Origin of the sequence: Cryobacterium sp. TMT2-42-4 (genome assembly GCF_004402645.1) — a bacterium.
Taxonomy (GTDB): domain Bacteria; phylum Actinomycetota; class Actinomycetes; order Actinomycetales; family Microbacteriaceae; genus Cryobacterium; species Cryobacterium sandaracinum.
On the sequence record NZ_SOFT01000036.1, the window covers coordinates 1 to 25,803 of the forward strand.

Consider the following 25,803-nt stretch of genomic DNA (forward strand, 5'->3'; position numbering starts at 1 on the left):
CCCTGATCGTCATGCTCAGCACGTCCTGGCTCGTGACGGTTCTCGCCGTGATCATGCTCCCCATCTTCCTGGTACCCGCGCGCCGCATGGGCAGCCGCCTCGCCGCGCTGCGCCGCGAGGCCGCCGATCACAATTCCGCCATGAGCACGCAGATGACCGAGCGCTTCTCCGCGCCCGGCGCCACCCTCGTCAAGCTGTTCGGCCGGCCCGACGAGGAGGCCGAAGAGTTCCGCGTCCGCGCGGCCCGCGTCCGCGATATCGGGGTCCGGACCGCGATGCTGCAATTCGTCTTCTTCACCGCCCTGATGCTCGTCTCCGCTCTCGCCCTCGCGCTCGTGTATGGGCTCGGCGGCTTCCTCGCACTCGCCGGCCAGCTGAATACCGGTGACGTGGTCACCCTGGCGCTCCTCCTCACCCGCCTCTACGCGCCGCTGACCAGCCTCGCAAACGCACGGGTAGAGATCATGAGCGCGGTGGTCAGCTTCGAGCGCGTCTTCGAGGTGCTGGACCTCGACCCGCTCATCAAGGAGAAGCCCGACGCCGTCGCCGTCCCCGAAGGCCCAGTGGCCGTCGAGTTCGACAACGTCCGCTTCGCCTACCCGTCCGCGGACAAAGTGTCCCTCGCCTCTCTCGAGGAGGTTGCCACGCTGGACACCCGCGGCGGCGAGGAGGTGCTGCACGGCGTGTCCTTCAGGATCGAGCCGGGGCAGACCGTTGCCCTCGTTGGTACGTCCGGTGCCGGCAAGTCCACAATTGCGCAGCTCCTCTCGCGCCTATATGACGTCGACAGCGGCGCCGTGCGCCTCGCGGGAACGGATGTCCGCGATGTCACTTTCGTCTCCATGCGAAACACCCTGGGCATGGTGACGCAGGACGGCCACCTGTTCCACGAGACCATCCTCTCCAATCTGCGCCTCGCGAGGCCGGAGGCGTCCGACGACGAGGTGTGGGACGCCGTCCGCCGTGCGCGGCTCGAGCCGCTCATCCGGTCCCTGCCGGACCAGCTGGACACCATGGTGGGAGAGCGTGGCTACCGGCTGTCCGGGGGTGAGCGCCAGCGTATGACCATCGCGAGGCTCCTGCTCGCCCAGCCGCGCGTCGTCATCCTCGACGAGGCGACGGCGGCGCTGGACTCGACGTCTGAGGCCGCCGTGCAGGCGGCGCTCAGCGAGGCGCTCGAGGGACGGACGGCGATGGTGATCGCACACCGCCTCTCCACTATCCGCAGCGCGGACCTGATCCTCGTGGTTGAGGACGGCTCGATCGTGGAGCGGGGTACGCATGAGGAACTGCTGGCTGTGGGTGGGCGGTACGAGGAATTGCACCGGACCCAATTCGCCGTGCAGAAGAATGTTGCGGCCGATGAGGAAGCGCTGAGCCTGACCTAGTCTCTGAGCTCGGCGCCCCTGCCCCGAGCGTCTCGGAAAGTCATCTCATCACGTTTCGTTTAGCGGGGACTGATGACGACTGGCCTGACAGTACGCTTGGGTCACCAGGCCCCAGAGGCGCTGAGGCGCTGAGGAGGCACCATGTTCAAGCCATCTCGATCAATCACCACGGCCATGCCGTCGGATCTCGCTATCTCGCGCGCTGCGGCCCGTCGCCCGCTTGAAGAGGTCGCAGCCGACATGGGCATCGGTCCACACCTGCTGGAACCGTACGGAAGTGCGGCGTCGAAGATCTCCCTCGATGCGATCGACGAGCTCCGTGACCGTCCACGGGCCAAGTATGTCGTCGTCACCGCAATCACGCCGACTCCATTCGGGTCGGGCAAGACGACCACCGCGGTCGGGCTCGGTCAGGGCTTCCGGCACATCGACAAGCTCGGGATCGTCGCGATACGGCAGCCGTCGATGGGGCCGACGTTCGGCATCAAGGGCGGAGCCGCTGGTGGCGGCTACGCTCAGGTGGTCCCGATGGAGGCACTGAACCTGCACCTGACCGGCGACACGCACGCCGTTACCGCGGCCCACAATCTATTGTCGGCGATGATCGGCAACCACATCCACAAGGGAAACCGTCTCGGGTTCGACCCCCATGAGATCACCTGGCGACGTGTCCTCGACGTCAACGATCGCGAGCTGCGCACCATCATCACCGGGCTCGGCGGTCCTGACGACGGCAATCCGTTCCAATCCGGTTTCGACATCTCCGCAGCCAGCGAGGTGATGGCGTTGTTGTCGCTGTGCACGTCGTTGCAGGATCTCCGTGAACGGATGGGAAGAATCGTCGTCGGCTACAACCGCGGCGGCGAACCGGTGACCGCCGAGATGCTCAAGGCGGCCGGCGCCATGACCGCGATACTCAAGGACGCCATCAAGCCGAACCTGATGCAGACCGTGGAGCAGACGCCAGTGCTCGTCCACAGCGGTCCGTTCGGGAACATCGCCACCGGTAACTCCTCGGTCGTCGCCGATCTGATCGGCATCCATGCCGGCGACTACCTCATCACCGAGGCGGGGTTCGGTGCAGACATCGGCGCGGAAAAGTTCTTCAATATCAAGTGCCGTGCCTCCGGGCTGGCGCCGGATGCCGCCGTCATCGTCGCGACCGTGCGTGACCTGAAAACTCACTCAAACAAGTACCGGGTCGTCGCCGGCCGACCGCTGCCACCGGAGATGCTCGCCGAGAATCCCGACGATGTCATCGCCGGGGCAGCGAACCTGCGCCGGCAGATCGCCAACATCCGACGGCACGGAGTGACGCCGGTCATTGCGGTGAACGCATTTCCCACCGACTTCGACAGTGAGCATCAAGCGATCATGGACGTCGCGGCAGAGGAAGGTGTGCGCGCGGCGATCAGCTACCACTTCACCGAAGGCGGCAGGGGTGCGGTCGAGCTGGCCGAGGCGGTTGCGGAGGCCTGCGCTGAACCGTCGGGCTTCCACCGGCTCTATCCCGACGAACTTCCCTTGGTCGACAAGATCGATGTGATCGCGCGCGAGATGTACGGCGCCGACGGCTTGGACCTCTCGCCTCTGGCAGCTCGGCAACTCGACAAGTACGAGCGGGCAGGCTTCGGCAGCCTGCCGGTGTGCATCGCCAAGACACACCTGTCCCTGTCGGCCGACCCCAAAATCAAGGGAGCACCCACCGGGTGGCGACTGCCGGTGCGTGAGGTGCGTGCGTCGATCGGGGCCGGGTTCATCTATCCCCTCTGCGGCGACATGCGCACCATGCCTGGTCTCTCGTCCGCACCGGCAGCCGAACGCATCGACATCGACGACAACGGCGAGATCGTCGGGTTGTCCTGATCGGCGGACCCGGCCGGGCACGTCGGGCTTCTCGATGAAGCCTTCCCCGCCCACGAACCGGCAGTGAACGATGGTCTAAAAAGCCCGGAAGTCGAGCATCGATTCCTCGACGGCGAGAACCGACCAGGTGCCGCCTTCGGCATCCGTGAACGCGTAGGCGGGGACCACCAGGACGCTCCCGTCCGGCTGCCACTGGCTGGTGAGACCGAGCTGTGCGCTAACGATCTCGACCTTGTTCACCGGCCATGAGACCGAGGTGCCGGCGACTGGTGTTGCGGGCGGTTCCGTCGGTGCCACCCGCTCCTCGGTCGTCGACGCCTGATCGCGGAGGGCGATCGGCAGAGTCATCGGTGCTCCGCTGAACCGCGGGTCTGAGAGTCGTTCGAAGCCCTCTTGCTCGCTTACCACCGGGTACATCCCCAGAGCGACGACGTCGGCGAGGGCCCCGGTGGAGTTGACGACACCATCTTCTGCCATCTCCAATGCCCACCCCTGGTCGAGTTGCTGCCCGTCGATGACCGGTTTTGCCTCGGCGGCTCGCGTGGGAGAGCCTTCCCACACCTGAGAGGTAAATTCGAACGCGGCAGGGTCCCGGCCGGCGGCGACGAGGAGCGAGCGAAGTGCTCCGATCGCAGCGTCTTCGCTGGGCGGCTCGCCGGTCGGCTCGCAGACCTGATCACCCTCGCACTGCCACGGGTTCACCTCCGGGTTCTGGAAGTAGAAGGACAGCATTCCGTCGAGACTCACTGACAGGCTCGGGGCGCTGCCGTCCCGCGGGCCGGCGACCCAGCTGCCATCGCGCAGTTCGACTGGTAACCCGATGCCGAGCGCCGCGGCGAGCGCGGTGACCTTGTCTGAGCTGGATGCCGAACGGGGGTCGTAGGCGTAGGCCTGAGCTGTGCCCGCCTGTGTGCCAAGATTGGACGCGCTGAAGGCGTTCCGGCCGGATCCGTAGGGGTAGGTCAAGGGAGACATCTTCTGGTCGATAGCGGCGCCAGAGCCCACGGACGGTTCTATTGCGCCTTGCGTGACGCTTTCGGGGCCCCCGTTGGACTGCAGAGTGATGGGCGGAGCAGCGCCGTCGGCGAGGCTCATCGGCCCGCCTGTGGTCGCTCCGATCCCGTATCCCGCGGCGCCCACGATGGCGATCGACGCCGCGACTGCGACGAACGGGAGCCAGCGGGGCCTGCGGCTTGCTCGAGCCGTGGCCAGGTCGGCCACGGGTGCCGAGTCGCCCATCGGTTCAGCCTCAAGGCCGGTGATCCGCGCGACGACCTCGTCGTCGAACCCGGCACGCGCTTCGATCTCCCCCGCTGGGTCGGCGGCACGCAGCCGGGCAACCGGGTCTGGTTGTTTGTCGTCGTCGTTCATGTCGATCAGCCTCCGGAATTTCGGTTCACCTGTTATATGTGCGGGGCGTGCCGAATCTTGCAGAGGCCCTAGAACGACATCCGCTCGCCCCAGGCTTCTCGCAATCGCTTGCGCGCGCGCGACAGCGCGGCATCCGCCCCGGATCGGGAGATGCCGAGCACGCCGGCGAGCTCGGCCCCGTCGAGCCCCTCCCACGCGTGCAGGAGAAGGATCTGCCGGTCTCGCTCCCCCACGCTTGCAAGCGCACCGCGGAGTTCCGCATCGAATAGGAGGTTCAATTCCGGATCGCCGTCGACTCGCACCACGCCCGACTCGGGCACCGCGTCGACGGGAAGATCGATGTGCTTCCTGCGCGAATTCGCGAGCGTGAATCCCGCCGTGCGATACAGCCACGGCAGCACCGCCTCCCGTGGCAGGTCCTTGCGGCGTCGCCAAGCTGTCGCGAAGACCTCAGCGGCCAGGTCCTCGGCATCCTGACGCGGTCCGCGGCGGGCGAAGTAGCGCACGAGCGCAGTCGAGTGCGCCCGGACGATCACGGTGAACCAGTCGACGTCGGCCGCCGTCTTGGGCGGGTCCGCGCTCTCAGGCATCGCCGCTCCCTCGCTCATGTCGGCGGTGGCTGGGGTGTTGGCGATACTCACTTAATGAATATGTCGCTTCCGCCGTAAGTCTTGCACGCAGCGCCCCGAATTTTCGGAGGTCGCGTCACCATCCTGCTGACGAACTTCAACCCCCGCAAAATCGCTGCCTTCATCAGCGACAAAATCAAGGACGACGCCAAGAAGCTCATCCACGGGGAACCCGTTGTCCGTACGATTCGCCGACGCGACCGCGAATGGCACAACCCCTACACCGACACCCACAGTCGGCGTCGTGCGGCCAGACAAGGCCAAAGACCCTGTATCGGAGGAGACCGGCGGATCACCACTCCGGACGTATACGGCCCGCTGCGGACCACATACTGCCCAGAGGGCGTAACACCCAACATTCAAGACAATCCGGCGCGCTTGAAAACGCCGAAAAACACACTAACAACCGAGATCACGCTCACGATTCAAAAATCGCGACCGGAAACGGACGCGAGAACCACTTAAGCCAGAAATCGCTCCAGAAAAGCCTCAGGAGCGATTTCCTTTTTTTGTTTCAACCGGACCGTTTCGTGAAGAGTTTCGCGAACATCCTCAGGTACACGGCGGTCAGAATGCGCAGGAAATGGCCGTGCGCGATCAGAGCGACAGCTACCAACCTGCCCGCGCCGCGGGCAAGTTGCTCTCCCCGGGCAGTGAGCGGAATATCCGTGAGCCCAGCGTGTTTGCCATCCTTCGACCACTCCGTCTCCCCGTGACGCAAGAGAATCAGCTTCCCTGACGGGTTATCCGGAGCGGGATGGTGGGGCAGTGGATCGTTTGCAGACATGCGGCAACAGTAGTATCGCGCCCCGGATTTGATGGAGGTTCTTGATTGCTGGAAAGGCCAGCGTTCACCCCTGCGGGCGTTCGAAGAAGGTGTGAGTTACGGCACTGCCCGCCGCGGCCGACCTAGAGGTCCACGAGACCTTCGACACGACCGCCCGGATAACCTCAGGAGCCTAGACGTGTCGTAGGGTCTTTACGGTTTTCGCCGGGTGCCTCGATTCGAACGCTCGCGTAGCGCGGGGATATCGTCGGCGACCCGACGCTCCAGGCCCTCCAGCAGCAGCTCCAACCCATAGTCGAACTCGTCCGCGAACGCGTAACCGCCAGCGCCAGCGCCGAACAGCTCGGCGCGCGAGCGCGCAATGTGCGGATACAGCTCCGCCGGCGCCGCGACTTTGACGGCAAACGCCTCCTCGGAGCCGTCCCCCGGTTCGAACGGCAGGCTCGTCTCGGTCAGCGCGAACCCGTACACGTAGGCGTCGATGGCGGAGAACGCGTGTGTCGCGAGGACGACGCTGAAGCCGTCAGTCATCAGCACGCCCAGTAGCCGGTCGTGGTGCTGCAACAGCGCCGGGCCAGGGGTTGGGCGCGATTCCATCATCCCCAGCGCCCACGGATGAGCCGTGAGCACCGACCGTGCCGATCGTGCCCGGTCGGTCAGCGCCTCCCGCCAGGTAGCGCCGACCTCGGGCAGCTCGATCCTCTCGAACACCCAGTCGGCGAGGTCGTCGAGCAGCGCCTCCTTGCCTGGCACGTGATGGTAGAGCGACATCGCCTCAACGCCGAGCACCTTCGCGACACTGCGCATACTCACGGCGGCAACACCCGCGCGGTCGGCTACCGCGGCGGCCGCGCCAATGACCCTCGCCCTGCTCAGCGGTGTGCGTGACGTCATGCTCCCATCCTTGCGCACTTACGCACGTAAGGCTACGCTGGGGACCGGTTCTTACACCCGTAAGTCCCGGTCTCACAAATCAAGCCAAGGAGCATTGTGATGAGTACGCCTCAATCCCACACCGCACTAGAGAATCCGCGGTCCCAGAGCACGCTGGAAAATCTGCGCATGCCCGTGCAGGCCAAGCTTGCGTCAGCCTGGACCAGCCTCATGTTCCTCGTCATCTACATCGACTACTTCCACCTCTACCAGCCCGGCGAAATCGACAAAATCCGGGGTGGCGTCATCTTTGAGTTCGACATCAGCGGGACGTTGATGTCCATTTTCTTCGTGATCATCGCGATCCCGGCCCTGATGGCACTGCTCTCCATGACGCTGCCCGCTCGGATGAACCGCGTGACGAACCTCGCCGTGGCATCGCTGTACATCCCCATCATGGTGTTCAACGCGGCAGGGGCGACCTGGGACTATGCCTTCTACTACGCCCTCACCATCGGAGTCGAGGTGCTGATCCTGACCTTCATCCTGCGCTCCGCCTGGACCTGGCCACGCCGCACCGCATCACCGGCGACCCTGGCAGCCAGCCTCGACAGCGAGCCACTCCGCACGCCGCAGCAGCCGTGACTGCCCGCCCAATGCTGAGCCAGGTGACCGTGCCTGCGGGTGGCGCGAGCGAAGGATGGTCGGGCGCGCTGCGCTCCATGGCCGACGCCATCCCAGGCGACCCCAGGCCGCTCATCCTCGACGAGCCGGTCAACGGACTTAACCCCGAGGGGCGCTGAGAACGGTGAAGGCGATAACCCAACACCGCTACGGCGGACTTGACACTCTCGAATACGAGACTGTTCCCCGGCCCGTAGCGGCGAAGGACGAAGTCCTCATCCGGGTCCTGGGAGCATCCATCAACGCGGCCGATTGGCTGCTCCTGCAGGGTGAACCCTTCGTTGCGAGGTTGGCGTTCGGCCTGCGGCGGCCCAAGGTCTCGACGCGGGGCAGGGATGTAGCCGGCGTGATCGAGGCTGTGGGCGACAATGTGCGCGGTTTCAGCGTGGGCGAGGAGGTGTATGCGGAGGTGGATGCCGGCAGCTTCGCCGAGTACACCGTCGCCCACGCGAAGCGCCTCGCTCACAAACCCTCACGAATCAGCTTCGACCAAGCGGCTGCCGTGCCGATCGCCGCAACGACGGCGCTGCAGGGCGTGCGGGATGTCGCGAAGATCAAGCCAGGCGACAAGGTGCTCATCAACGGGGCGTCCGGCGGAGTCGGCTCCTTCGCCGTGCAGCTGGCTAGGGCGTTCGGGGCCGAAGTGACTGGCGTCTGCAGCACCGCAAATCTCGAGTTCGTGCGGACGTTGGGCGCAGACCACGTCATCGACTACACGGCTGAGAACTTCGCGACGGGCGGGGCTCGCTACGACGTCATCTTCGACCTCGTCGGCAACCGATCGATAGCCGAGTGCAGGCGGGCCCTCACTCGTCGCGGAACTCTTGTGCTGGCGTCGGGCAACGGGGGACGCGTGCTCGGTCCGATCCGACGGATGCTTGCAGCGATGCTGCTGGGCATGTTCGTGACCCAGAGCCTTCGACCCCTCTCCGCAGCCGCGAGCGGGGCCGACCTCGAAGTTCTTCGGGTACTCATCGACGCCGGCACCATCACGCCGCCAGTCGACCGCAGCTACCCGCTCGCTGAGACGCCTGAGGCGATCCGCTACTTCGTTGAGGAGCACGCCAGGGGAAAGGTCACCGTCACCGTCACCGTCACCAGCCTGAACAACACCAAGGAGTAGGCCGCCAGCTCTTCATCCGCGACGGGCGCGCCGTGCGCTCCCTCGAAACCCAAGGAGTCACAGCATGAACCCGCTCGACAAGAGCTTCTCGATCGACCAAAAGTTGACGGCCACCCGCCCAATTGCTCAGCAGAAGGGCGAGCGGCAGCGACCGAGGAGCGGATGGCTTGCCACAACCGGCCTCTTGATCCTCAGTGCCCTTCCCGTGCTCGGCGGTGTGCTTCGCTTGAGGGACGGGATCGCTGGGCCCGAGAGCGAAATGCTGTTGGCCACATCGGTGGCGGTCGTTGCGCACATCGTGGCCATGAGCGTGTTCTGCATTCTCGGCGCATTCCAGTTCTCTCCAGCACTGCGAATCCTGCGCGGTTGGCACCGTACCGCCGGCCGGGCACTGATCCCCGCGGGATTCATCGCGACACTGTCCAGCATCTGGCTCGCAGTCTTCTTCGGTGGACCCCCTGATGATTTCGCACTCGCGATGATTCGACTCGTGTTCGCCGTACCAATGACGGTGTTTCTTGTGCTCGCCGTGATCACGATCACGCGTCGCGACTTCGCCGCGCACGGAGCATGGATGACGCGCGCCTACGCGATCGCTGTCTCCGGCGGAACCCAAGCACTCGTCGTCACACTGTGGACGCTCAATGTCGGTGAGGTCAACGCATTCGGCGAGGCATGGCTGGTCGCCGCGGGCTTCGTGATCAACAGTGCCGTGGCGGAGTTACTCATCCGGCGACGGACCAGCCGGCGGAGGCGCGGTCGTGCGAGGCGTGGCGCGCTCACATCATGAACCCCCTCGACAACCCGCCGGTCCTTCGACCGCAACTAAGGAGGAAGAAATGAAATCACCGAAGAACATCGCCATCACGCCAGCCCGCAGTGGGTTCGCTCGAGGCCGGTTCGTCGGTGCCGCGGCGATCGCTTTCGCGGTGTTGGTGGTGATAGAGAACGTGTTGTTTGCGGTAACGGGCGCTCCGGGCTATGGCGATCCGATCGAGGAAGTGCTGGCCTACTACGCGACCAACCGCGACGCGGTCGCGATCATTTCTGGTCTGGTGGCCTTGTACCTACCGCTGCTGCTGGTGTTCGTGACGGGCCTGCACGGCCTCGTGGAGCGGCGCGGCGGAGCGGGCGCCGGCTGGTCGCGCCTCACCTTGGCCGCTGGCGCGACGCTGGCGACCATCTTCGTGCTGTTCAACGTCACGCAGATCGGGCTCGCGCTCTCCGCCGGCGGGCTCGCCGAGCCGACGCCCGCTTTCGAGCTCGTCTGGCAGATTCACGCGGCGGCGTTCGCGCTGGCGCTGCCGATGATCGGCACCACCTGCTTCGGCGTAGCTCTCGCCGCGCACGCGAGCGGGCTGACTCCGGCTTGGCAGCGTCTGCTGGGCCTGGTGGGCGGGAGCCTGCTGCTCGCCGCGGGGCTCGGCAGCCTCGCGATCGCCGACGGCTCGGCACTGATCTTCGCCGGGCTCCTAGGGTTCGCCGCCTGGCTCATCTGGCTGCTCGCGACCGGCGTGCGCCTGGTCCGGTCGTGACCGAAATAAGGGCAGCGCCGAGGTCGCGCACGCGGGCGAAGACTCCGTGGAGGGCCGCCTGCTGGTACCGGGGTCGCGTCCTGTCGGCGCGGCGACGATGCGGGCCGCCGTCCAGCACCAACTGCGTGGAAATCCGCGTTAGCGCGCCACGCGGTAGCGAAAGTAGACGACTCCCGATTTGAAGGTGCGACTGTCGACGAATTCGAGATCTACCCGGCGCTCACTTCGGGGGAAGAACGGTAGACCGCCGCCCACCAGCACCGGGTAGACCATCATCTGGAACTCGTCGATCAACCCCAGAGCGGATGCCTCGGCGGCGAGAGTCGCGCCGCCAATGGCGATGTCGCCCTCCCCCGGCTCGGCTCGGAGCCGCTCGATCTCCTCCGCGACGCCCCTGGAGGCCAGGCGGGCATTTCCCTGTACCTCGGACAACGTGGTGGAGAACACCACCTTGGGAAGCGGATTCCAGAGCGCAGCCCACTCGAGCTCGGCGTCGTCGAAAGATCGATTCTGATCAGCGGTCTCCCAATACAGCATCGTCTCGTACAGCCGCCGTCCCAACAGGTGCACACCCACCTCTCGAATGTCGTCGATCCAGAAGCGAAAGACCTCGTCGTCGGGCGCCGACCAGTCAAAGTTGCCGTCAGGCCCGACAATGTAGCCGTCCAGCGAAACGTTCATCGAATAGGTCACCTTGCGCATCAGACATCCTCCTCGGTAACGCGCGTTCGAGAATACGCCGGAGCCCGTGGAACGCAACGCAGGCGCTGTCCCCGGAGGGCTGGCGTCCGTGCTGGGAACCACCATGAGGAAGACGAATGCGCCGACGTTCGGGCGCAGGGGTGCACCTTGTATTTAGATCGAGGAGGCCTTGTAATGGCCGAGAGTTTGAGCGAAGAGCGAGAAGCCAGGATGACCCTCGCGGCCCTGTCCGAGCCAGGCGACATCATCACGGGAACATTGGTCGCGAGGCTCGGAGCCGCGGAGGCCGTGCGACTCATCACGTCTGGCGTTCGGCTTCCAAACGGCGTCGACCCCGCTGAGGGTGAGCTGTGGCGACGACGTTTGGCCCCGCGAATCAACCCCGGTCAGATCGAACGGATCCAGGCCGATATGGAACGCCACAACCTAAGGCTGCTGACGCCAGAGGACATCGACTGGCCCGGCGAACTGCAGCAGCTCAGTACGAGTGCCCCGATCGCGCTCTGGCTCAAGGGCGACCCAAGTCGCCTCTCGGTTCCTCTCCCCGGTCGAGTCACCATCGTCGGCGCCCGAGTCGCGACGGCCTATGGCAGCCAAGTGGCGACCGAACTCGCCTCCGACCTCGCTTCGCAGGGCCGTGTGATCCTGTCCGGAGGCGCCTACGGCATCGACGGATCAGCACATCGAGCGGCCACCGCAACCCATCCCGGTTCTACGGTCGCCGTGCTCGCCGGAGGGCTCGACCGGGTCTACCCGGTCGGCCACGAGCAACTCTTCGAGCGCATTGAACAAAGCGGCGGACTGCTCGTGAGCGAACTTCCACCCGGCTCCACTCCTACTCGATGGCGCTTCCTCCAACGGAACCGGATTCTGGCAACCCTCTCTGCCGCAACGGTCATCGTCGAAGCGGGGCATCGATCCGGCTCGCTGAACGTCGCCGGGCAGGCTCACTCCCTGGGTCGACCGGTCGGCGCCGTTCCTGGACCGGTGACGAGCCCGGCGAGCGCCGGCTGCCATCGGCTGGTCCAGGAGGGAATCGCGAGCCTCGTCATCGACGCGCAGGATGTCACGGACCTGCTGGACTCCACCGCCGGCTTCTCAGGTGACCGGACGTTCGCATATTTTCCCACACGGCGATTCAGCCGGACTGGTCCGGATCTTCGGTTCTAACCGATCTCCTCGGAACGGAAAGAATTGATGAGCACGCCACGATCGCAGGCCTCGCTTGGCGACGAGCTGGCCAACCTCGGTATCGGCCTCCTGATCGGTGTGTCCGCGTTTGCCCTCCTGCTCCGCGCTGCGGGTGCTGTCGCGGCCTGGGCGACGAGTCGGGAACAACCAGCCGGCGGGCCCGAAGCCGGACTCGCCGTGCTCCTCAACCCAGGCAACCCGTCGGCGGCCCTGCAGGCACCGGGCCTCAACCCAATCGCGTATTGGCTCACGACGATCGTGCTGCTCGGTCTCGCCGTGGCTGCGGCCATCTGGCTGTGGCGGATGTTCAGGGGCACGGGCCGCGCAGCCAAAGTCGACCCGCACCGGATCCCCGGCATCGCAACCCGCGCCGAAGTAACCCGAGCCGCATCGCACCAGGCACTCCTGAAGCGCGCGGCGCACCTTCGGCCCTCGCTCACGAGCGCCACCCCCAGCGAGGTCGGTTATCGAATCGGCCGATCCCACAACACCACGGTCTGGGCGAGCGTCGAGGACTCGATCCTGGTCATCGGCCCGCCGCGCTCGGGAAAGGGGGCGCACATCGTGATCAACGCCATCCTCGACGCCCCCGGCCCCGTCGTGACCACTTCCACACGCCCCGATAACCTCACCACCACGCTGCGCGCACGGCAACGACTGGGACCCGTGGCGGTATTCGATCCCCAGCAGCTTGCGCCGGGTATTCCGGTGGGACTGCGCTGGTCTCCGATCCGCGGCTGCGAGGACCCGCTCACGGCGATGATCCGCGCGGCGGGGCTGGCAGCCGGAACTGGACTGGCCGCTGGCGGCGTCGATGGCGGCGGGTTCTGGGAGGCCAAGACCCGCACGGCCCTTCAGTCCCTCCTCCATGCGGCGGCGCTCGACGGCTGCCCACCCGCCGAGCTCTTTCGTTGGACCCTTGACCCGGCGGCCGCCCACGACGCGGTCTCCATCCTGCTGAGCACCCCAGCCGCGGCCACCGGCTGGGGTGACTCTCTGCAAGCCATGCTCGAGGCGGACCCCCGTACCCGCGACTCCATCTGGCAGGGCGTCTCCCTCTCGCTGGGTGCACTGGCTGACCCTCGAGTACTAGATGCCGTCTCACCGAGCGAGGGCGATGAGTTCGACCCGGAAGGATTCCTACGCGACAACGGCACCTTGTACCTCCTGGCAACCGGCGCCGGCTCAAACAACTCCGCCGCACTCGTATCGGCGCTCGTCGAGGACCTCGTCGAGACCGCCCGCCGGATCGCCGCACGAAGCGCGGGTGCGCGGCTCGATCCGCCCCTGCTGCTCGCGCTCGACGAGATCGGCAACCTCGCGCCACTCCCCTCCCTCCCTACCCTGATGGCGGAGGGCGGCGGCACCGGCATCACGACAATGCCAGTGCTGCAGTCACTCGCGCAGGCACGCACGAAGTGGAGCGACAACGCAGCCGGCACAATATGGGACTCGTCGATCGTGAAGATCGTGCTCGGCGGGGCGTCCAATTCCCGAGACCTGCAGGACCTCTCGACGCTCATCGGCGAGCGCGACGAGTCCACCGACTCAACGACGATCGGCGATCGCGGATTACGGTCAGCGCAGCGCTCGATCCGCCGCGTCGCAATCATGCCTCCCGACACGATCCGCACCCTGCCCTTTGGCACGGGCCTGATCATGCTCCGCGCTGCACCGCCCGTCGTCGCGAGTCTGCGTATGTGGACTGCACGCCCCGACGCCAAGACGCTGCGGGAAGACCGGGCGGACATCGAAGCGTTGATGCGCGCACCGACGCATGCCAAGCCTGAGGAGCACCCGGTCAGCTCCACGGAATGAGGCCTGGGTCCCACACTGTCGCGGGCGCATGGGGTGCGCGGCGCACCTCCTAGTGAACGCGGATCACGACGGTCCGCCCAGATCACAGGAGGTATGAGTCCCATGACACTTCACACCCAGCAATCCCTGTCCGGCTTCATTGCGTCGGATCCGCAGCAATCGGTGACCGAGAACGGTGAAACCCGCTTCTACGTGCGCGTCGGCCAACCGCACTTCCGTCGCGAAGACAGCGGCAGCTTCACCGTTCTCGAGCCAAGTTTCCACGACCTCGTCGCCTACCGCGCCACCGCCGACCGGGCACTGACACGGTTTGCCAAAGGTGACAGCTTCGTCGCCGAGGGCTACGTGCGCAACTTTCAGTTTGAGCGCGACGGCGAGGTCGTCAATCGCGAAGAGTCCGTCGCAAAGAAGATCGGCCACGACCTCGCACGCACCAACTACGACGTCGACCGAACCCGCCGCTCGGCTGCAGGCACCGAACGGGATGCTCTAGCCGCCCAGACGGCAGTTCCGCTCGAGGCGGAGCACGCTCGCGCTGGCTCAGCCGTGCTCGGAATGTGAGGACAACGATGGCAGCGTCCCTGGTCGACTGGGCATCCGGCGACCAGGGTCCCTCATTCGGCGAAGACGAACTCGACGGGCCACTCTCAACAGAGCCTCCGCATCCCATCAACTGGAATCTCCTCAGCGCAGACGACGCCGAAACAGAGTGGATCGAACTCAACCGGTGGGTGAACTGGCTACGACGGACCTACGGGCTCCCGGCATCCGTCGTGCCACCCCTCTGNACCCCTCTGGCACCGCCACTCCGAACTCGTCTGGGAACTCTCCGCCCTGCATCTGCACTGGCTCTGCGCTTATGATCCCGACCAGCACGGCTCGGCCCCCTTCGGATGGCACCGCGACTTTGCCGATGCCCGCCAGCGCCTCCACGACTGGGTCGCGACATCGGGGACGCGCCTCGATCGCGACCGTCCGACGCGCCAAACTTCGTGGCCAGGAGAGCCGCCGGCGGACGCTGTCGATGACATCGTGATCAGCGATCGCGACGCAGACTTCGTGCAGTTCGTCGTGGATGACGTCGCCAGGCGGCGCGCGGCCGAGGCGGCTTTCTATGCGCGCGCCGAATCTCCTTGATTCGAGGACTCCTTTGAGATCGCCAAGGAGCCTCCGGATCACTCGTGTGAAGTGACCTGGCTAGCCTACGTTAACCGTTCTCTTCGTGGGCGGGTATCCCGGGCAGGCCCCACCCTTCATGTGGAACGCACTCTGTTCCCCAGGGCGGTGGGGCCTGCCCATGGCCGTCTCCCTACTGGGCAAGCGAAACGAAGGGGCGACGGAGGATTTGCGAGGGCTGCGCCGCGAGCACAAGGGCGTTAACGCCGATAACCAGCAGGTGTTCAGCCGAAGTTAAGCGAGGACCCAAGACCGGGGCCGGACCGATCGTAGGTGAGGCTTGAGCCTTAGAAAAGGGTGATTGCCCCAGTGACGATGCTTTCTGGTGTTACGCCGATCACCCCGTCGCGCCAGCTGAGCGCCACGAGAAACGGACCGAGGGTCGTCACGGCGAACACGATCATGCCAGCTGTCGGTCCAACGGTCCAGCACGGGTGGGTGGAACCGGCCGGAGAGGCGAAAGGCCTAGGACTCTCTATACGGCGCGTCGGACACGCCGCTGGCGAGCAGGAACCGAACGATGACGTCAAGAGGGCGCCGGAGGACCGCCCGAAGTGGTCGGCCGCCGTGGCGAACCGCTATAGGGCTAACCGCATAGTAGACAGCGGTGAACGCCCGTCCAAGACGCGAGGTCGAGAGCGTCTCGTCGCGGAAGCGGCGAAGAACCCAGAGCTCACGGCAGTCGTATGTCCCGTAAACCGCCGTGGCGACATAGCAGCCGGACCGCTTCTCTTTGAGATCCTTATCGATCATGGTCGTGAACTCACGCTGTTGCTTGGGTGTCCAGTCTTCCCAAATCGTGTCCACCGTACTCCAGCCTCGCTGACGCCCAATCTGCAGCATATGTTCGCGCACCAAGGACCACGCCCTACTACCGGTGGCTCGGTCCACGTCGACGAATCGATTGACCTTCGAAAGCACCTCCACGTAGTCATGGTGGTCGCTCGCTACAGTAAAGAACTCGTTAAGCATCGCATTGAAAAAGATCGCGCCCCGATCCTCGACAGAGAACTCGGGCCCCAAGGCTCGAAGTTCAGCCAGGTCTGCCCCGCGCTCGGCCAAGAAGCGTAAGCGATCGTGCCTCTCGACGGATGCAAGGACGTTAGATCGGAGCACTGCAAATTTGTCGTTCGATGACATCTCTCCCCCAGAGACTCGCTGAAGCCAAACTCTACAGGGACTCCACGACAAGGAAACAAATTCTGCCGTGGCCGCTCCTCATCGGGGAAAAAAAAGAGGGGTTCGGCGGGCGCGATGGCACTCTATTCCTCGTCTCTTGCGAATGCCCGGTCGAGGAGAGCTGCGGTCGCCGGGTTCACCAGCTCGCTTCGTTGGATGTAGTGCTGCACCGTGATCTTCGTGTCCGTGTGGCCGAGCAGCTCCGCAGCGAGTTCGATGTTGGCGTTAGCGTTGACCGCAGTCGCAACCGTGCGACGGAACATGTGCGGGGTCACACCCTCGATTCCCGCTCCCCCGAGCACGTGACGCAACTGACGACGCACGTTCGCGGTGGTCAGCGGTGTGCCGTCCCGGGATTGGAACAGCAGATCATCCAGGTCCATGCTCCCGGCATTGGCGAGACGCCGGCGAACCGCGTCGGCGGTGAACGTGGGCAGTGCCACAACGCGACGCGATTTGGCGGTTTTGGGGTGGTCCTGCCGGAAGGTCTGCTCGCCGTTGCGGCTGACAATGGTGCCGGCCAGGCGGATGGACGGTATGGCGCTGATGATGTCGACGTCCCGGCGGCGAATGGCCAGGACCTCACCGATCCGAGCTGAGGTGCCGAGCATCACCTCGATGATCGCACTGAGCTGGCCGTCGGGCTTGGGCCCGGAGATGTGGTCGGCGGCGCTTTCCCACCGGGCGATCGCCGCGCGGATCACGTTCACCTCCGGGGCCGTGAGCGCATCAGGGAGATGCGGCTCACGGTACAAGCGAGACACGTGATCCATCGGGTTGCTGGGGAGAATCTCATGCCGCACCGCCAACTCAAGCGCCAGCCGCAGAACGACACGACCTTGCTTGGCCCGGCTGTGGGAGAGCCTCGCCAACTGCTTGATGAAGTGATCGCAGCGAGCAACACCAATCTCTCGCAGCGTGAGACTGCGGAACACCGGGAGCACGAGCGTGCGCATGTTGCGCTCGTACAGGTTCCGGGTCGTTCTCGAGATTCGATTCTCCATGTCGATGTCCTCGAGCCAGTACGTCGCCAAGTCTCCGAACGAGCTGTCCGGCGTCAGCGACGTGTTCGTCGGCTGCTGCAGGTATCTCGTCGTGAGCTTGCTCTTAAGCGCTCGCTCAGCAGCCCGGGCGGTGTCTCCGGTGGCCTGAACCTGGCGCGTCTGTCCGTCCCAGTCCCGGTAGCGGGTCCGAGCCTCGAACCGGCCGGACGGCGCCACCCGGATGGTGATGTCGCCGAAGGTGCTGATCGTCAACCGTGGCCGCGACATCTCAGCTCACCGCCGATCGGTGCGCCGGGGTGGGCTGGAGGGTTCGCGCTGCTCGGCAATCCAGGCCCGCACGTCGGAGATGGCAAACTTCAGGTGTTTGCCGAACCGGTACGCCGTGGGGCCTTTGCCGCGTACACGCCAGTCGTAGACCGTGGAGATCGGTATGCCCAGGTAGGACGCCAACTCGTAGATGTCCATCAGAGGTTCCAGGCCCCACGCGTCGGTGGAGGCGGTAGAGGAGGAGGTTGGGTATTCGTCGTAGATGCTCATACCCAGAAGGTGCGCACGGCGATCCCGCACGACCGGGCTGGACCGAGAACGACGTCGGCGCCCCGGATAGGAAGGCCGTCTCAGCGGCTCCGAAGAGGAGTAAAAGATGGGTTTGTGTTGGGGTAGTCAAATCTTTAACCAAAAAAGTCCCGGAAACCCTTGAGTTTCCGGGACATTTGGTGGGCCGTTAGCGAAAGCCAGCAGGGAGAGGATCGTCGGTGAAGGTGGAGCTCCATTTCCTCCACAGCCCTCATTGTTTTCCTCCAGGAAGGCCAGCGCCTGACCACTGTCTCGGATCGGACCCAGCGCGAGGCGCGAATCTATTCGCCGCTCAGCGGCGTCGACGTCCAGTGCAGCTTGTTCGAAGTGGGATATGGCAATCGCTTGGTTCGAGGATCGAAGTCAGCATCCGACGCGCGAGCTACACAGTTTAAACTCAGCGGCGCAGCGGAGTCTGTCTTGGCGGCAGTGATTCGCTTGGATGAAATCCCGCAGTCGCAGCTCGACTACATCGATGAGTTTCATGTGATCGTCTCAGAGGCCTGGCGCGAGGCAGAAGAGCGCGGCGAAACAATCTCGAAGACATGACCTAGATTCTTCCCCGCAGCGTTCGGCGGGACGAATGAACGTCGATACAGCGGATGCGGCGTCCAGATTTCACTGATTGCATGATCGTCAGCAGAGAGACGCAGTAACTCGGGAAAGTACTCCTGTCCACTCGACCCTCTCAACCCGTGTCAGGCCGTATTCGTTCTCTACGGCACAGGGTTCGTTGTCGCACCATCGGCCATGTGTAAGCCGTTGATTCACTCAGCAGCCGGCGGCGCTTCCGCTCGATCCCAGATCTGCTTGAATTCCTCGGCAACAGTCGGCCAGATTTTGTCTATTCCTTCCTGAACGGAGTTGATTTGTGAAGCCAAGGCTCCGAAAAGAACAAACTCCTGCGGGATATCCCGGCCCGCTGAGTCTTGCAGTTTTCCTGGGGTGGCAAAGCGCAGTGCTACGACCTCCTGAGTCCGGCGCCAGACTTCGCGCTCCTGCTCGATACCCGAGAACGCCTTCGCATATTCCGCAAAAGGGTCGGGACTCCCGCCGCTTCGGAGAAATCGAAAACCCCACGTTCGACCACGTGTAGACCAGATGAATGTCACCTGTCGCTCCGGATGAAAATTTCATTTTCTTCGCCGCTGGCCAGGTCCATTCGAAACCCGGTCAGTGTTGCCCGGAGGTTTTCTTCTTTAGCTACAGCGTCACTATTCGCGTCCATCAGATTGTCTCCGACGAGTTTCGCTGCTTCCTCGATGGCCCCACCAAAGTGAGTGAGAACAAGACCCAAAGACTTGATCACCATATTGTTTCCTTTACTGAACTTGGCAGCAAGAGCGCCGATGCCGCCCAATGCGCCGGCCATGGCTCCAGCGCCATCAATCAAGTGCTTGTAGACCTTGCCTCCGCCGTTCATTGCCTTCGCCCAACGAACGTGTCGCTCGAAGGGGAGCATTGCGGCTATCGGCAGAATCAGGTCCACACCTACGCGCTGAGTCACCTCGATCTTGCCTGATGCAAATTTTGCCGATGAAAGGAGCACGAAGTCCTCACCTACGGAGAGTGCCTCAGGCGCCTGCACGAACCCGGCGAGAACTTCCTCGAGCTGATCAATTTCGCTGCTGGCCTTCTCTACAAGAAGGTCTCTGAATGCGATGACGTTCATGTCGGGCAACAGATCAGATTTCGAGAGTGCGAATATCCAGATACGCGGAAATTGAACGAATGGCTTATCGTCTTCGAGCAGATCATCCTTTATGAGAAGAAGCCCGTTAGCGAAGTTCGTGAGTAGCGCCTTCAGATAGCGTTCCTCCTCCCCTGCGTTGTCGATCAGTCTCTGGCCGTCGACGAGTATGAAAGCAACGTCGGATTTCAACAGACTCCGAAAGGTCTGGACACGCCTTTCTGCTTCGGTCCCGCTCGCATCCTGCTCGAACCACTCCCCCGGGTAGTCGTGCCACACGAGCCGAAGGGCATCGAAAGGTCGATCTTTCTCGCTCTTTTGGTGTGCTGCATCTTTCATATTGATCGAGAACGAGTAAGACTCCGAAGCGAAGCGAGTGGCAAGTGGAAGCTGCGCGGAGCCTCTCATACCGAGGTAGTTCTGGTGCAAGAATCGACCTTGAGAAGTCTTATCTGCGACGACGCTAAACAAGCTCTCTATGCCGTACTGTTGCTCCCGAGCCGCTCCGTAGAAAGAAGAAACGAGAACGGTCTTGCCGCTGCCGCTCTCACCAAACACCGCGATGTGCTGTTCTTTTTTCCTGGTCTTCGCCATATGAGCAATCTACGCGATGGCGCTCGGCGTGGTCGACGTGATCTGGCCGCCGACGTCGCCCTGACCGCAAGCCTCGATCAACTCCTCGTTAAGGAAACGCCTGTCCGCACTTGCCCGGGGGCACAAAATTCGCGCAGCGATATCAACGGAATAAGGGTGTGGGTCACACTATGCCCGAGGTTCGCGCCAATGTTCGTCCCACAGTTGATCGCCGACGACAGACGCAGAGTCGATAGAGTACATTCCCGGCGCGGGCCGCGAGCTCAGATGAGGGACAGGCTGGCGGGTGTCAGGGCGCATAGGCGGGCTGCAGCAGGAACCGTTTGGCGAGTCGGCCCGTCAGCGCCCGCGGCCTTGGCGAGGTCGCCGGTGGCCTGCACTTGGGGTGCCGATCATCGATCGGGGCCGGGGCACCTCAGCTCCCCGCCGATCGGTGCGCATGGGCGCCATGGAGGGCTGGCGCGGCTCGGCATTCCATGCTCCACGCCGATGTCGGCTTGCTGGTAGACAACGCTCAGGCGTCAGGGCGGGCATCACCCTCTCTGTGATTCGGTGTCCGTAGGCTCCGAGCCTTCTCGCTGTCGGCCTGGCGCGCCAGACTCGGTTGGTTCCTGCGTGCGTATATGGTTCGAGGGGACTTGACGCTGCAATCTACTGCAGCCATTCCAAACCGCGGAGTTCCTACGCGTCTCGACGTCGAACAAAACTGGAGACTGAATCGTCATGACCTTTTTCAAAGCGAGGATTCTACTCTGGCCTCTCCTTCTAGTGACCGCGCTGGTGGTCGCGGCAACGGGCGCAGCCTTCGCATCCGGTGGACTCAACGCTCTCGCTCTCAGTTCGCTGTTCACCAGCAGCTCGACCGAACGCGATTCACAGGTGGTTCAGTCCGTCACGCGTGTGAAAGAGGTCGCCTTGCTCAGCCTTCACATCGAGGGTGTCGCGAGGGACAAAAGCAATGGAGAGATTCTCGGCGTGGCCGTACCCGCGAGCGAGAAAACGACGCTGCTCCAGTACAAGTTCGACGCAAAATTAGGCATCGATGGGTCACAGGTGAAGATCGAACCCACCGGCCCTGAGTCGTTTCGGGTGACTATCCCTGAATTCATCGGCATCGGTTTCGACAAGCCCGACTTCGAAGACGCCCTCGAGAGCAACAACACGCTGAGCTGGCTGACGCCGCCAGCCGTTCAAACTCGGATGGTCAACAACATTCTCAGTGACAAGAACAAGCAGAAGTACATCGCCCAAAACGAAGCAGCGCTCAAGGAGCAGGCCCAAGCGTTCTACTCCGGAATCATCGCCGGGGTCGATCCCGAGCTAACCATCGACTTTTCGTTCGCGGGGTAGATGACCTTAGGGATGAGACGCCGCCGCGGCCAGGTCGACGATTGCCCTGTCAGCGGCATCGGTCGCGATCAGCCGCGGCTGCGATGTTGTCTCACCGACCTCGGGTAGCCGCGCGAAGCGAGGTGGATGACCTAAATTTCGTCGGAGAAATCGCCGGCGTCTGAGCCTTGACGCAGACACTGTGCTGGACGCGATAACGGATGCCGCCGATCCATCCGGCCCGATAAGAGCGGTTATGTCAGCAGGTCCGAAACCCGCCAGTCTCCGTCGCGCGTCTCCAGCACCATACATGCCGGCCGCGTCCTGGTCCCGTCCAGGTCGTCGGCAAGTCCCTTGATCGTCGGTCGTCTTTACCGGAATCGGATTACGACATTCGGGTTGGTTGCGATGGCTGCAGCACTGATGGGCCAACGTTCTGTGGGCTTCGACGGGCTCACTGCGAAGCAAGTTGGTTTCAGTCCAGACTATTCAGCTTTCTGCAAGTCGCTGAGAGTATTGCGGACCACGAGCCGACCGAACCGTTCGATCCACCCGTCTTGATCGTTTTCGAGCAGTTGCCGGGCATGTATCACCACTTCGGACCGTTCGAACAACTCCATGGTTGGCCCCAACTGCTCGCCGAGAGCAACTGCAATTCGTCGATGACGTAAACCTAGAGCCATCAGCAGCTTTGCACTGGCGCCAGTTGCGCCCCGTCGGAGCGAATCCGGAAACGCCAGTACAGCAGGTGCAAGTTGGCCCCCCGTTTCGGCGACCAGCTCCTGCAATAGGGCAATACCTTGTTCGATATTGACCAGAAGCGCGTAGCTGACCAGCTTTGCATGTGCCGCTAGCACTGTGTTCATTTCAAGGTCGGCAGCTTGCGCAGCCGCAAAGAAAGTTTCGCCCGCGATCCAGTTGGTCACAAGCGTGCTTACCGTCGTCATCTCGACGGGAGCGTTCTTAAACGCTTCGGCGACCCCAGCCTGTACGTCTGGGAGCGCCCATGCCCATGTCAAGAGACTTTCTTGTAGCTCGCCAATAGTCGCGGTCTCGTCCGTCCAGTCTTCTCTTAGGGCGAATAGTGAGCGCTCGGCGGAGTCGAGTAGGCGGAGTCGTGCACCTGAGTCGCGGATCAGACTGAGGCGTCCTTCTGCTTTGATCTGGGCGACACGTCTTGACCTGAGTTCAAATACGTCACCGATGAGCACGGCGGTCTCTGCCGTGCCGAGGTGGGTCGTGAACGTGCGAGACGCAACATTCCTAGCGAGCGTGAGAAGTTCATCATCGCCGATCTCCTCAGCTGCCAGCTCGATCAGAGTCGCATCCACACCATCAATCAATGCGTGCAGGTCGGGCGACTCTTCGAGTAGTTCGTTAGACAGCGCCAGATTCTCCCGGATTAGATAAATCTGGAGCTTCCTGATCAGCGACAGCAGCGAGCCGTCAACGCGTTCGCCAGCTTCTTGGTTCGCCACCGGTTTGACGAGCTCCCATTGTTTCGGGTTTGCACAAATCACTAGACCCTTAGTCGTGGATCCCGCACGGCCCGCCCTGCCCACGAGATTCTTGATGTCCCGAGAGAGCAAATTCACGGCAGCGCCCTCCGCCGTCCGACGGGTAACCGAATAGAGCACGAGCGTTCGAATAGGCAGGTTGACGCCTTCCGCGAGTGTGTTTGTGCAGATTGCGAGGGTCACCACTTGTCGACGGAGAAGGTCTTCGAGCACTTCCCGCGTTTCTTGCGGAACATCACCGTGATGCAGTATCGCGCCGAACGCGAGCGCGCGGGTTCCCACCCAGTCGTCTCCGAATTCCGTTGCCATGAAAACGAGTGCATCTTCGAGATCCGTTTTTCCTGACATCCGGGTGACCGGAACGGGCAAATCGAGCGGATATGCGAGCTGTTTGATGAGCTCTTCTGCCAAGCCGACGGCGCCTTGGGTCCCGCTCTTGTTCGCGGCGAAGACTGCAACCGGTCCCATGGCTAGAGCACGTCGGGCGGCGGCGATGGTCTGAGTCTTAATGCTGTCGAAGTTGTAAAGGTTCGCCCTGCGCGTGACCGGGTTTTGATAGGTGAAGTTCTGCCTGCTTAGGAACCCCTTCTCCGTGTAGCTTCTGTCGACGGATTCGTGAGGATGTAGTTCGAGCTGCACTTGCGCGGAGGCGCCGTTTCCGGTTGTTTTCAGCATTGCGAATTCAGCCAGTGTCGGTTTGTATTCGCTTCGGACTACAGTCTCATGCGCACCGCCCAGCCACGAGTTGATTTCTTCGATATTCGGGACGATCGCCGAGATGAAAATGAAGCGGCGAGTCAGTTGGCGCTGATCGAGGAATCGAGCGAGTAGGAGCTCCAGCCCGATTCCCCTTGCCCCTCCATCGAGCAGATGCCCTTCGTCGCAGATGACCAGCGAAATCTTTTCAGCGAACGAAGGGTCAGCCGCCAACAACCCCAGAAGCGCCTCCGGCGTCGCGATGACGGCGCGTGCCGTTTCAAGTCCGTCCAGCTCGTCCTTGGATGGAACGCTGCCTCCGTAAACACATCGCGTATTGATCGACATGCGGTTCAGACGACTCGCAACGCTGTGTTTGAGTTCTGCGGCCAACGAGCGGTAGGGCACAAGAACGACCGCTACGCGTTCGCTGCTCTGAGACAGATGCTGGAACAAGATTGTCTCGATCAGGGCAGTCTTGCCGGCACCTGTAGGCATCTGGAGTGAGTAGGTCTGCTCGCTATCCAGAAGTCCGGCCTCGATTGCGTCGACTTGAGAAGGGAAGAAGTCCCAAACGGCCGGCTTGCGATCCAGGAACGAATTGACGAGAGCATCCCAGAACGATGGATCGTTGCCCGGGAGGACAGCGCGAACGTTCTTCTTTCCAAATGACTCCAGAAGCCGGCGGAGGAAATGGCTGGCAACCCATTCGTTCGGGCCGACGTCGAGCGCTTCGGTTTCGTCCCGGCGAGCGTCCAAAATCACCTTCTTGATCGAGGCACCGTCGCCGCTCCGCAGCGCATTCTTGACGGTAGATATCCAAGAGGACTCGGGGCTGTCGGGTTTGGTGATGAGCTCCACGCAAGCACGCTCAACGTCGCTCAGTGCGGCACGGTCAAGACCACGCAATGTCACGTACGCGGAGGCAGTGTATCCGCCAACGTAGAAGGCAACCGCAGCCATGAGCGCCGAGTCACGAGACACTGCACCCATTTCACTCTTTTGATCGTCCGAGTTCAGAACGGCGGATACTTGGGCAATCGAGTTCGCCAGCTTGGCCCAGCTCCCGTACTCGAGACCGTCCGCATTTTGCGAAGCCTGAGTTGGCTCGCGAAGGAGATCGAATAGTTGACCGACCAGCGAGATGTAATAGTCCTCGGCTCTGTCGAATAAATACGAAAAGTCCAGCGGCAGCGTCGGTAGAGCGAATCGTTGTAATTGGTGCACCACATTCGCACCGTCGGCCCATATAGACAGCGAGTCCCTCATGGTGCAGTGTCCGCGGCGCGTTCGACTGACTCGAAAACGGATTCGTAGACTTCCTTCAAACGCGGAACGGATATGACGACCACTCCGCACTCGACCGGAATGTCTGATGGAAGCGTTATGAGCTCGGTCTGGACCATCTCCTCGCTAATCACGGCAACGGCCCGGAATCGACGTCCGGCGGGGGGATGCTCGGTGAGATTGATGAAGCGGTCGAGGTGCGCCACTGTTACTGTGCCCAGATCCTCCACGAGCGCACGTTCTCGCAACCACGGGAGCGTTTTGGAGAGTCGGCTCAGTCGGTCTTTAGTGCTGTCTTCTATGGCCGCGACGATGGGCTCGGTCTGGCCGGCCGTCGATTTAGTCTTCACCTCGGCGCAAAGAATCCAGTCTTCGTCCGAGGCCACGGGCCAAGTCGGTACGACGAATTGCACAATGTCCGAATGAGACGCAGGCTTTGTGCGGTCGTGTTTTAGTCGCCATTTTTTGGGTTCCAGGAGCGAACCGGGGCTGAACTCTGCGGCTTGAAACAGAGCAACAATAATCTCACCGAAGTCGCCAGCCATAGTCGAGCCTCTTGGCGGCGTTTTCGCATTGAGAACATCGGTCCGAGACGACCCGTGTATGGCGCCGCGCTGAGCGAGGACTGCGTCTGAAATGTAGCATCGGCGAATTGGCAGGCCGAGGGTGTCGGACCACAGTCGGGCCTGCTCGTCGGTTACTTCCACGAACGTGTAGCCCGTCTTCTCGATCGTTGGAAACCACGCCTTACTCTGTGCGACATCGATCCCCAGTTCGTCCACGCACTC

Annotated in this window: 22 protein-coding genes and 2 pseudogenes; 12 read left to right on the forward strand and 12 right to left on the reverse strand. The window is 63.1% G+C overall.

Going from position 1 to position 25,803, the window contains the following annotated elements; genetic code table 11:
* Both E3O18_RS12490 and E3O18_RS12495 read left to right on the forward strand, forming a co-directional pair.
* The coding region (locus E3O18_RS12490) for an ABC transporter ATP-binding protein (protein WP_134418187.1) at nucleotides 1-1,388 on the forward strand (1,388 nt) is incomplete at its 5' end.
* 174 nt (nucleotides 1,389-1,562) lie between these two features.
* The gene (locus tag E3O18_RS12495; protein WP_134418236.1) at nucleotides 1,563-3,254 is read left to right on the forward strand and encodes a formate--tetrahydrofolate ligase; all 1,692 of its coding nucleotides are present in this window, start codon (nucleotides 1,563-1,565) and stop codon (nucleotides 3,252-3,254) included.
* Nucleotides 3,255-3,329: 75 nt separating this feature from the next.
* Here the strand turns inward: E3O18_RS12495 and E3O18_RS12500 are convergent, their stop codons facing one another.
* The 4 genes and pseudogenes from E3O18_RS12500 to E3O18_RS12515 all read right to left on the reverse strand — a co-directional run bounded on the left by E3O18_RS12500 (nucleotide 3,330) and on the right by E3O18_RS12515 (nucleotide 6,935).
* Entirely contained in the window at nucleotides 3,330-4,625 is a 1,296-nt protein-coding gene (locus tag E3O18_RS12500) for a hypothetical protein (RefSeq protein WP_134418188.1), read from the reverse strand.
* Nucleotides 4,626-4,693: 68 nt separating this feature from the next.
* Nucleotides 4,694-5,266: a sigma-70 family RNA polymerase sigma factor gene (locus E3O18_RS12505; RefSeq protein WP_241978182.1), complete on the reverse strand. Its 573-nt coding sequence runs from the start codon at nucleotides 5,264-5,266 to the stop codon at nucleotides 4,694-4,696.
* Between the two features lie 607 nt (nucleotides 5,267-5,873).
* Nucleotides 5,874-6,041, reverse strand: a pseudogene (locus tag E3O18_RS12510) (phosphoglycerate mutase family protein); the annotation flags it as partial.
* A gap of 192 nt (nucleotides 6,042-6,233) precedes the next feature.
* Nucleotides 6,234-6,935, reverse strand: coding sequence for a TetR/AcrR family transcriptional regulator C-terminal domain-containing protein (locus E3O18_RS12515; protein WP_134395838.1), 702 nt, complete (start codon nucleotides 6,933-6,935; stop codon nucleotides 6,234-6,236).
* 99 nt (nucleotides 6,936-7,034) lie between these two features.
* Between E3O18_RS12515 and E3O18_RS12520 the strand changes: the two genes are divergently transcribed.
* The 4 genes from E3O18_RS12520 (at nucleotide 7,035) to E3O18_RS12535 (ending at nucleotide 10,256) form a co-directional block, all read left to right on the forward strand.
* Complete coding sequence (locus E3O18_RS12520; protein ID WP_134395836.1) at nucleotides 7,035-7,559, forward strand: DUF6326 family protein; 525 nt, start codon at nucleotides 7,035-7,037, stop codon at nucleotides 7,557-7,559.
* 163 nt (nucleotides 7,560-7,722) lie between these two features.
* Nucleotides 7,723-8,721, forward strand: coding sequence for an NAD(P)-dependent alcohol dehydrogenase (locus E3O18_RS12525; protein ID WP_134418190.1), 999 nt, complete (start codon nucleotides 7,723-7,725; stop codon nucleotides 8,719-8,721).
* Between the two features lie 64 nt (nucleotides 8,722-8,785).
* Nucleotides 8,786-9,511 (forward strand): DUF2306 domain-containing protein, encoded by a 726-nt coding sequence (locus E3O18_RS12530; protein ID WP_134418191.1) that lies wholly within the window; start codon nucleotides 8,786-8,788, stop codon nucleotides 9,509-9,511.
* A 49-nt stretch (nucleotides 9,512-9,560) separates the two neighbouring features.
* Nucleotides 9,561-10,256, forward strand: coding sequence for a hypothetical protein (locus E3O18_RS12535; RefSeq protein WP_134418192.1), 696 nt, complete (start codon nucleotides 9,561-9,563; stop codon nucleotides 10,254-10,256).
* A gap of 138 nt (nucleotides 10,257-10,394) precedes the next feature.
* On the opposite strand, the gene E3O18_RS12540 is transcribed toward E3O18_RS12535, so the two are convergent.
* Nucleotides 10,395-10,958, reverse strand: coding sequence for a dihydrofolate reductase family protein (locus tag E3O18_RS12540; protein ID WP_134418193.1), 564 nt, complete (start codon nucleotides 10,956-10,958; stop codon nucleotides 10,395-10,397).
* A gap of 174 nt (nucleotides 10,959-11,132) precedes the next feature.
* Between E3O18_RS12540 and dprA the strand changes: the two genes are divergently transcribed.
* The 4 genes and pseudogenes from dprA to E3O18_RS12560 all read left to right on the forward strand — a co-directional run bounded on the left by dprA (nucleotide 11,133) and on the right by E3O18_RS12560 (nucleotide 15,104).
* A complete protein-coding gene (gene dprA, locus E3O18_RS12545; RefSeq protein ID WP_134418194.1) occupies nucleotides 11,133-12,128 on the forward strand; it encodes a DNA-processing protein DprA in 996 nt (331 codons plus the stop codon).
* Nucleotides 12,129-12,155: 27 nt separating this feature from the next.
* The gene (locus E3O18_RS12550; protein ID WP_134418195.1) at nucleotides 12,156-13,967 is read left to right on the forward strand and encodes a TraM recognition domain-containing protein; all 1,812 of its coding nucleotides are present in this window, start codon (nucleotides 12,156-12,158) and stop codon (nucleotides 13,965-13,967) included.
* A 102-nt stretch (nucleotides 13,968-14,069) separates the two neighbouring features.
* On the forward strand, nucleotides 14,070-14,528 hold the full coding sequence (locus tag E3O18_RS12555) for a single-stranded DNA-binding protein (RefSeq protein ID WP_134418197.1): 459 nt from the start codon (nucleotides 14,070-14,072) through the stop codon (nucleotides 14,526-14,528).
* Nucleotides 14,529-14,536: 8 nt separating this feature from the next.
* Nucleotides 14,537-15,104, forward strand: a pseudogene (locus E3O18_RS12560) (hypothetical protein).
* A gap of 504 nt (nucleotides 15,105-15,608) precedes the next feature.
* Here the strand turns inward: E3O18_RS12560 and E3O18_RS12565 are convergent.
* From E3O18_RS12565 to E3O18_RS12575, 3 genes are all read right to left on the reverse strand, one after another.
* On the reverse strand, nucleotides 15,609-16,283 hold the full coding sequence (locus E3O18_RS12565) for a CFI-box-CTERM domain-containing protein (RefSeq protein ID WP_134418198.1): 675 nt from the start codon (nucleotides 16,281-16,283) through the stop codon (nucleotides 15,609-15,611).
* A gap of 122 nt (nucleotides 16,284-16,405) precedes the next feature.
* Nucleotides 16,406-17,578, reverse strand: coding sequence for a tyrosine-type recombinase/integrase (locus E3O18_RS12570; protein ID WP_241978183.1), 1,173 nt, complete (start codon nucleotides 17,576-17,578; stop codon nucleotides 16,406-16,408).
* Between the two features lie 21 nt (nucleotides 17,579-17,599).
* Complete coding sequence (locus tag E3O18_RS12575) at nucleotides 17,600-17,863, reverse strand: helix-turn-helix domain-containing protein (RefSeq protein WP_241978184.1); 264 nt, start codon at nucleotides 17,861-17,863, stop codon at nucleotides 17,600-17,602.
* Nucleotides 17,864-18,322: 459 nt separating this feature from the next.
* On the opposite strand from E3O18_RS12575, the gene E3O18_RS16810 reads away from it, so the two are divergent.
* Nucleotides 18,323-18,451 carry a hypothetical protein gene (locus E3O18_RS16810; RefSeq protein ID WP_277870892.1) on the forward strand — a complete coding sequence of 43 codons (129 nt, stop codon included), beginning with the start codon at nucleotides 18,323-18,325 and terminating at the stop codon, nucleotides 18,449-18,451.
* 218 nt (nucleotides 18,452-18,669) lie between these two features.
* Here the strand turns inward: E3O18_RS16810 and E3O18_RS12580 are convergent, their stop codons facing one another.
* Together E3O18_RS12580 and E3O18_RS12585 are read right to left on the reverse strand one after the other, a co-directional pair.
* The gene (locus tag E3O18_RS12580) at nucleotides 18,670-19,014 is read right to left on the reverse strand and encodes a hypothetical protein (RefSeq protein ID WP_134418200.1); all 345 of its coding nucleotides are present in this window, start codon (nucleotides 19,012-19,014) and stop codon (nucleotides 18,670-18,672) included.
* Nucleotides 19,011-20,186 (reverse strand): ATP/GTP-binding protein, encoded by a 1,176-nt coding sequence (locus E3O18_RS12585; RefSeq protein WP_134418201.1) that lies wholly within the window; start codon nucleotides 20,184-20,186, stop codon nucleotides 19,011-19,013. The genes E3O18_RS12580 and E3O18_RS12585 overlap by 4 nt, the downstream gene beginning before the upstream one ends.
* A 768-nt stretch (nucleotides 20,187-20,954) precedes the next feature.
* On the opposite strand from E3O18_RS12585, the gene E3O18_RS12590 reads away from it, so the two are divergent.
* The gene (locus tag E3O18_RS12590) at nucleotides 20,955-21,536 is read left to right on the forward strand and encodes a hypothetical protein (RefSeq protein WP_134418202.1); all 582 of its coding nucleotides are present in this window, start codon (nucleotides 20,955-20,957) and stop codon (nucleotides 21,534-21,536) included.
* Between the two features lie 464 nt (nucleotides 21,537-22,000).
* Here E3O18_RS12590 and E3O18_RS12595 read toward each other — a convergent pair whose 3' ends face one another.
* Together E3O18_RS12595 and E3O18_RS12600 are read right to left on the reverse strand one after the other, a co-directional pair.
* Nucleotides 22,001-24,958: a DEAD/DEAH box helicase gene (locus E3O18_RS12595; protein WP_166784924.1), complete on the reverse strand. Its 2,958-nt coding sequence runs from the start codon at nucleotides 24,956-24,958 to the stop codon at nucleotides 22,001-22,003.
* 35 nt (nucleotides 24,959-24,993) lie between these two features.
* Nucleotides 24,994-25,797 carry a hypothetical protein gene (locus tag E3O18_RS12600; protein ID WP_198410923.1) on the reverse strand — a complete coding sequence of 268 codons (804 nt, stop codon included), beginning with the start codon at nucleotides 25,795-25,797 and terminating at the stop codon, nucleotides 24,994-24,996.
* Between the last annotated feature and the right edge of the window lie 6 nt (nucleotides 25,798-25,803).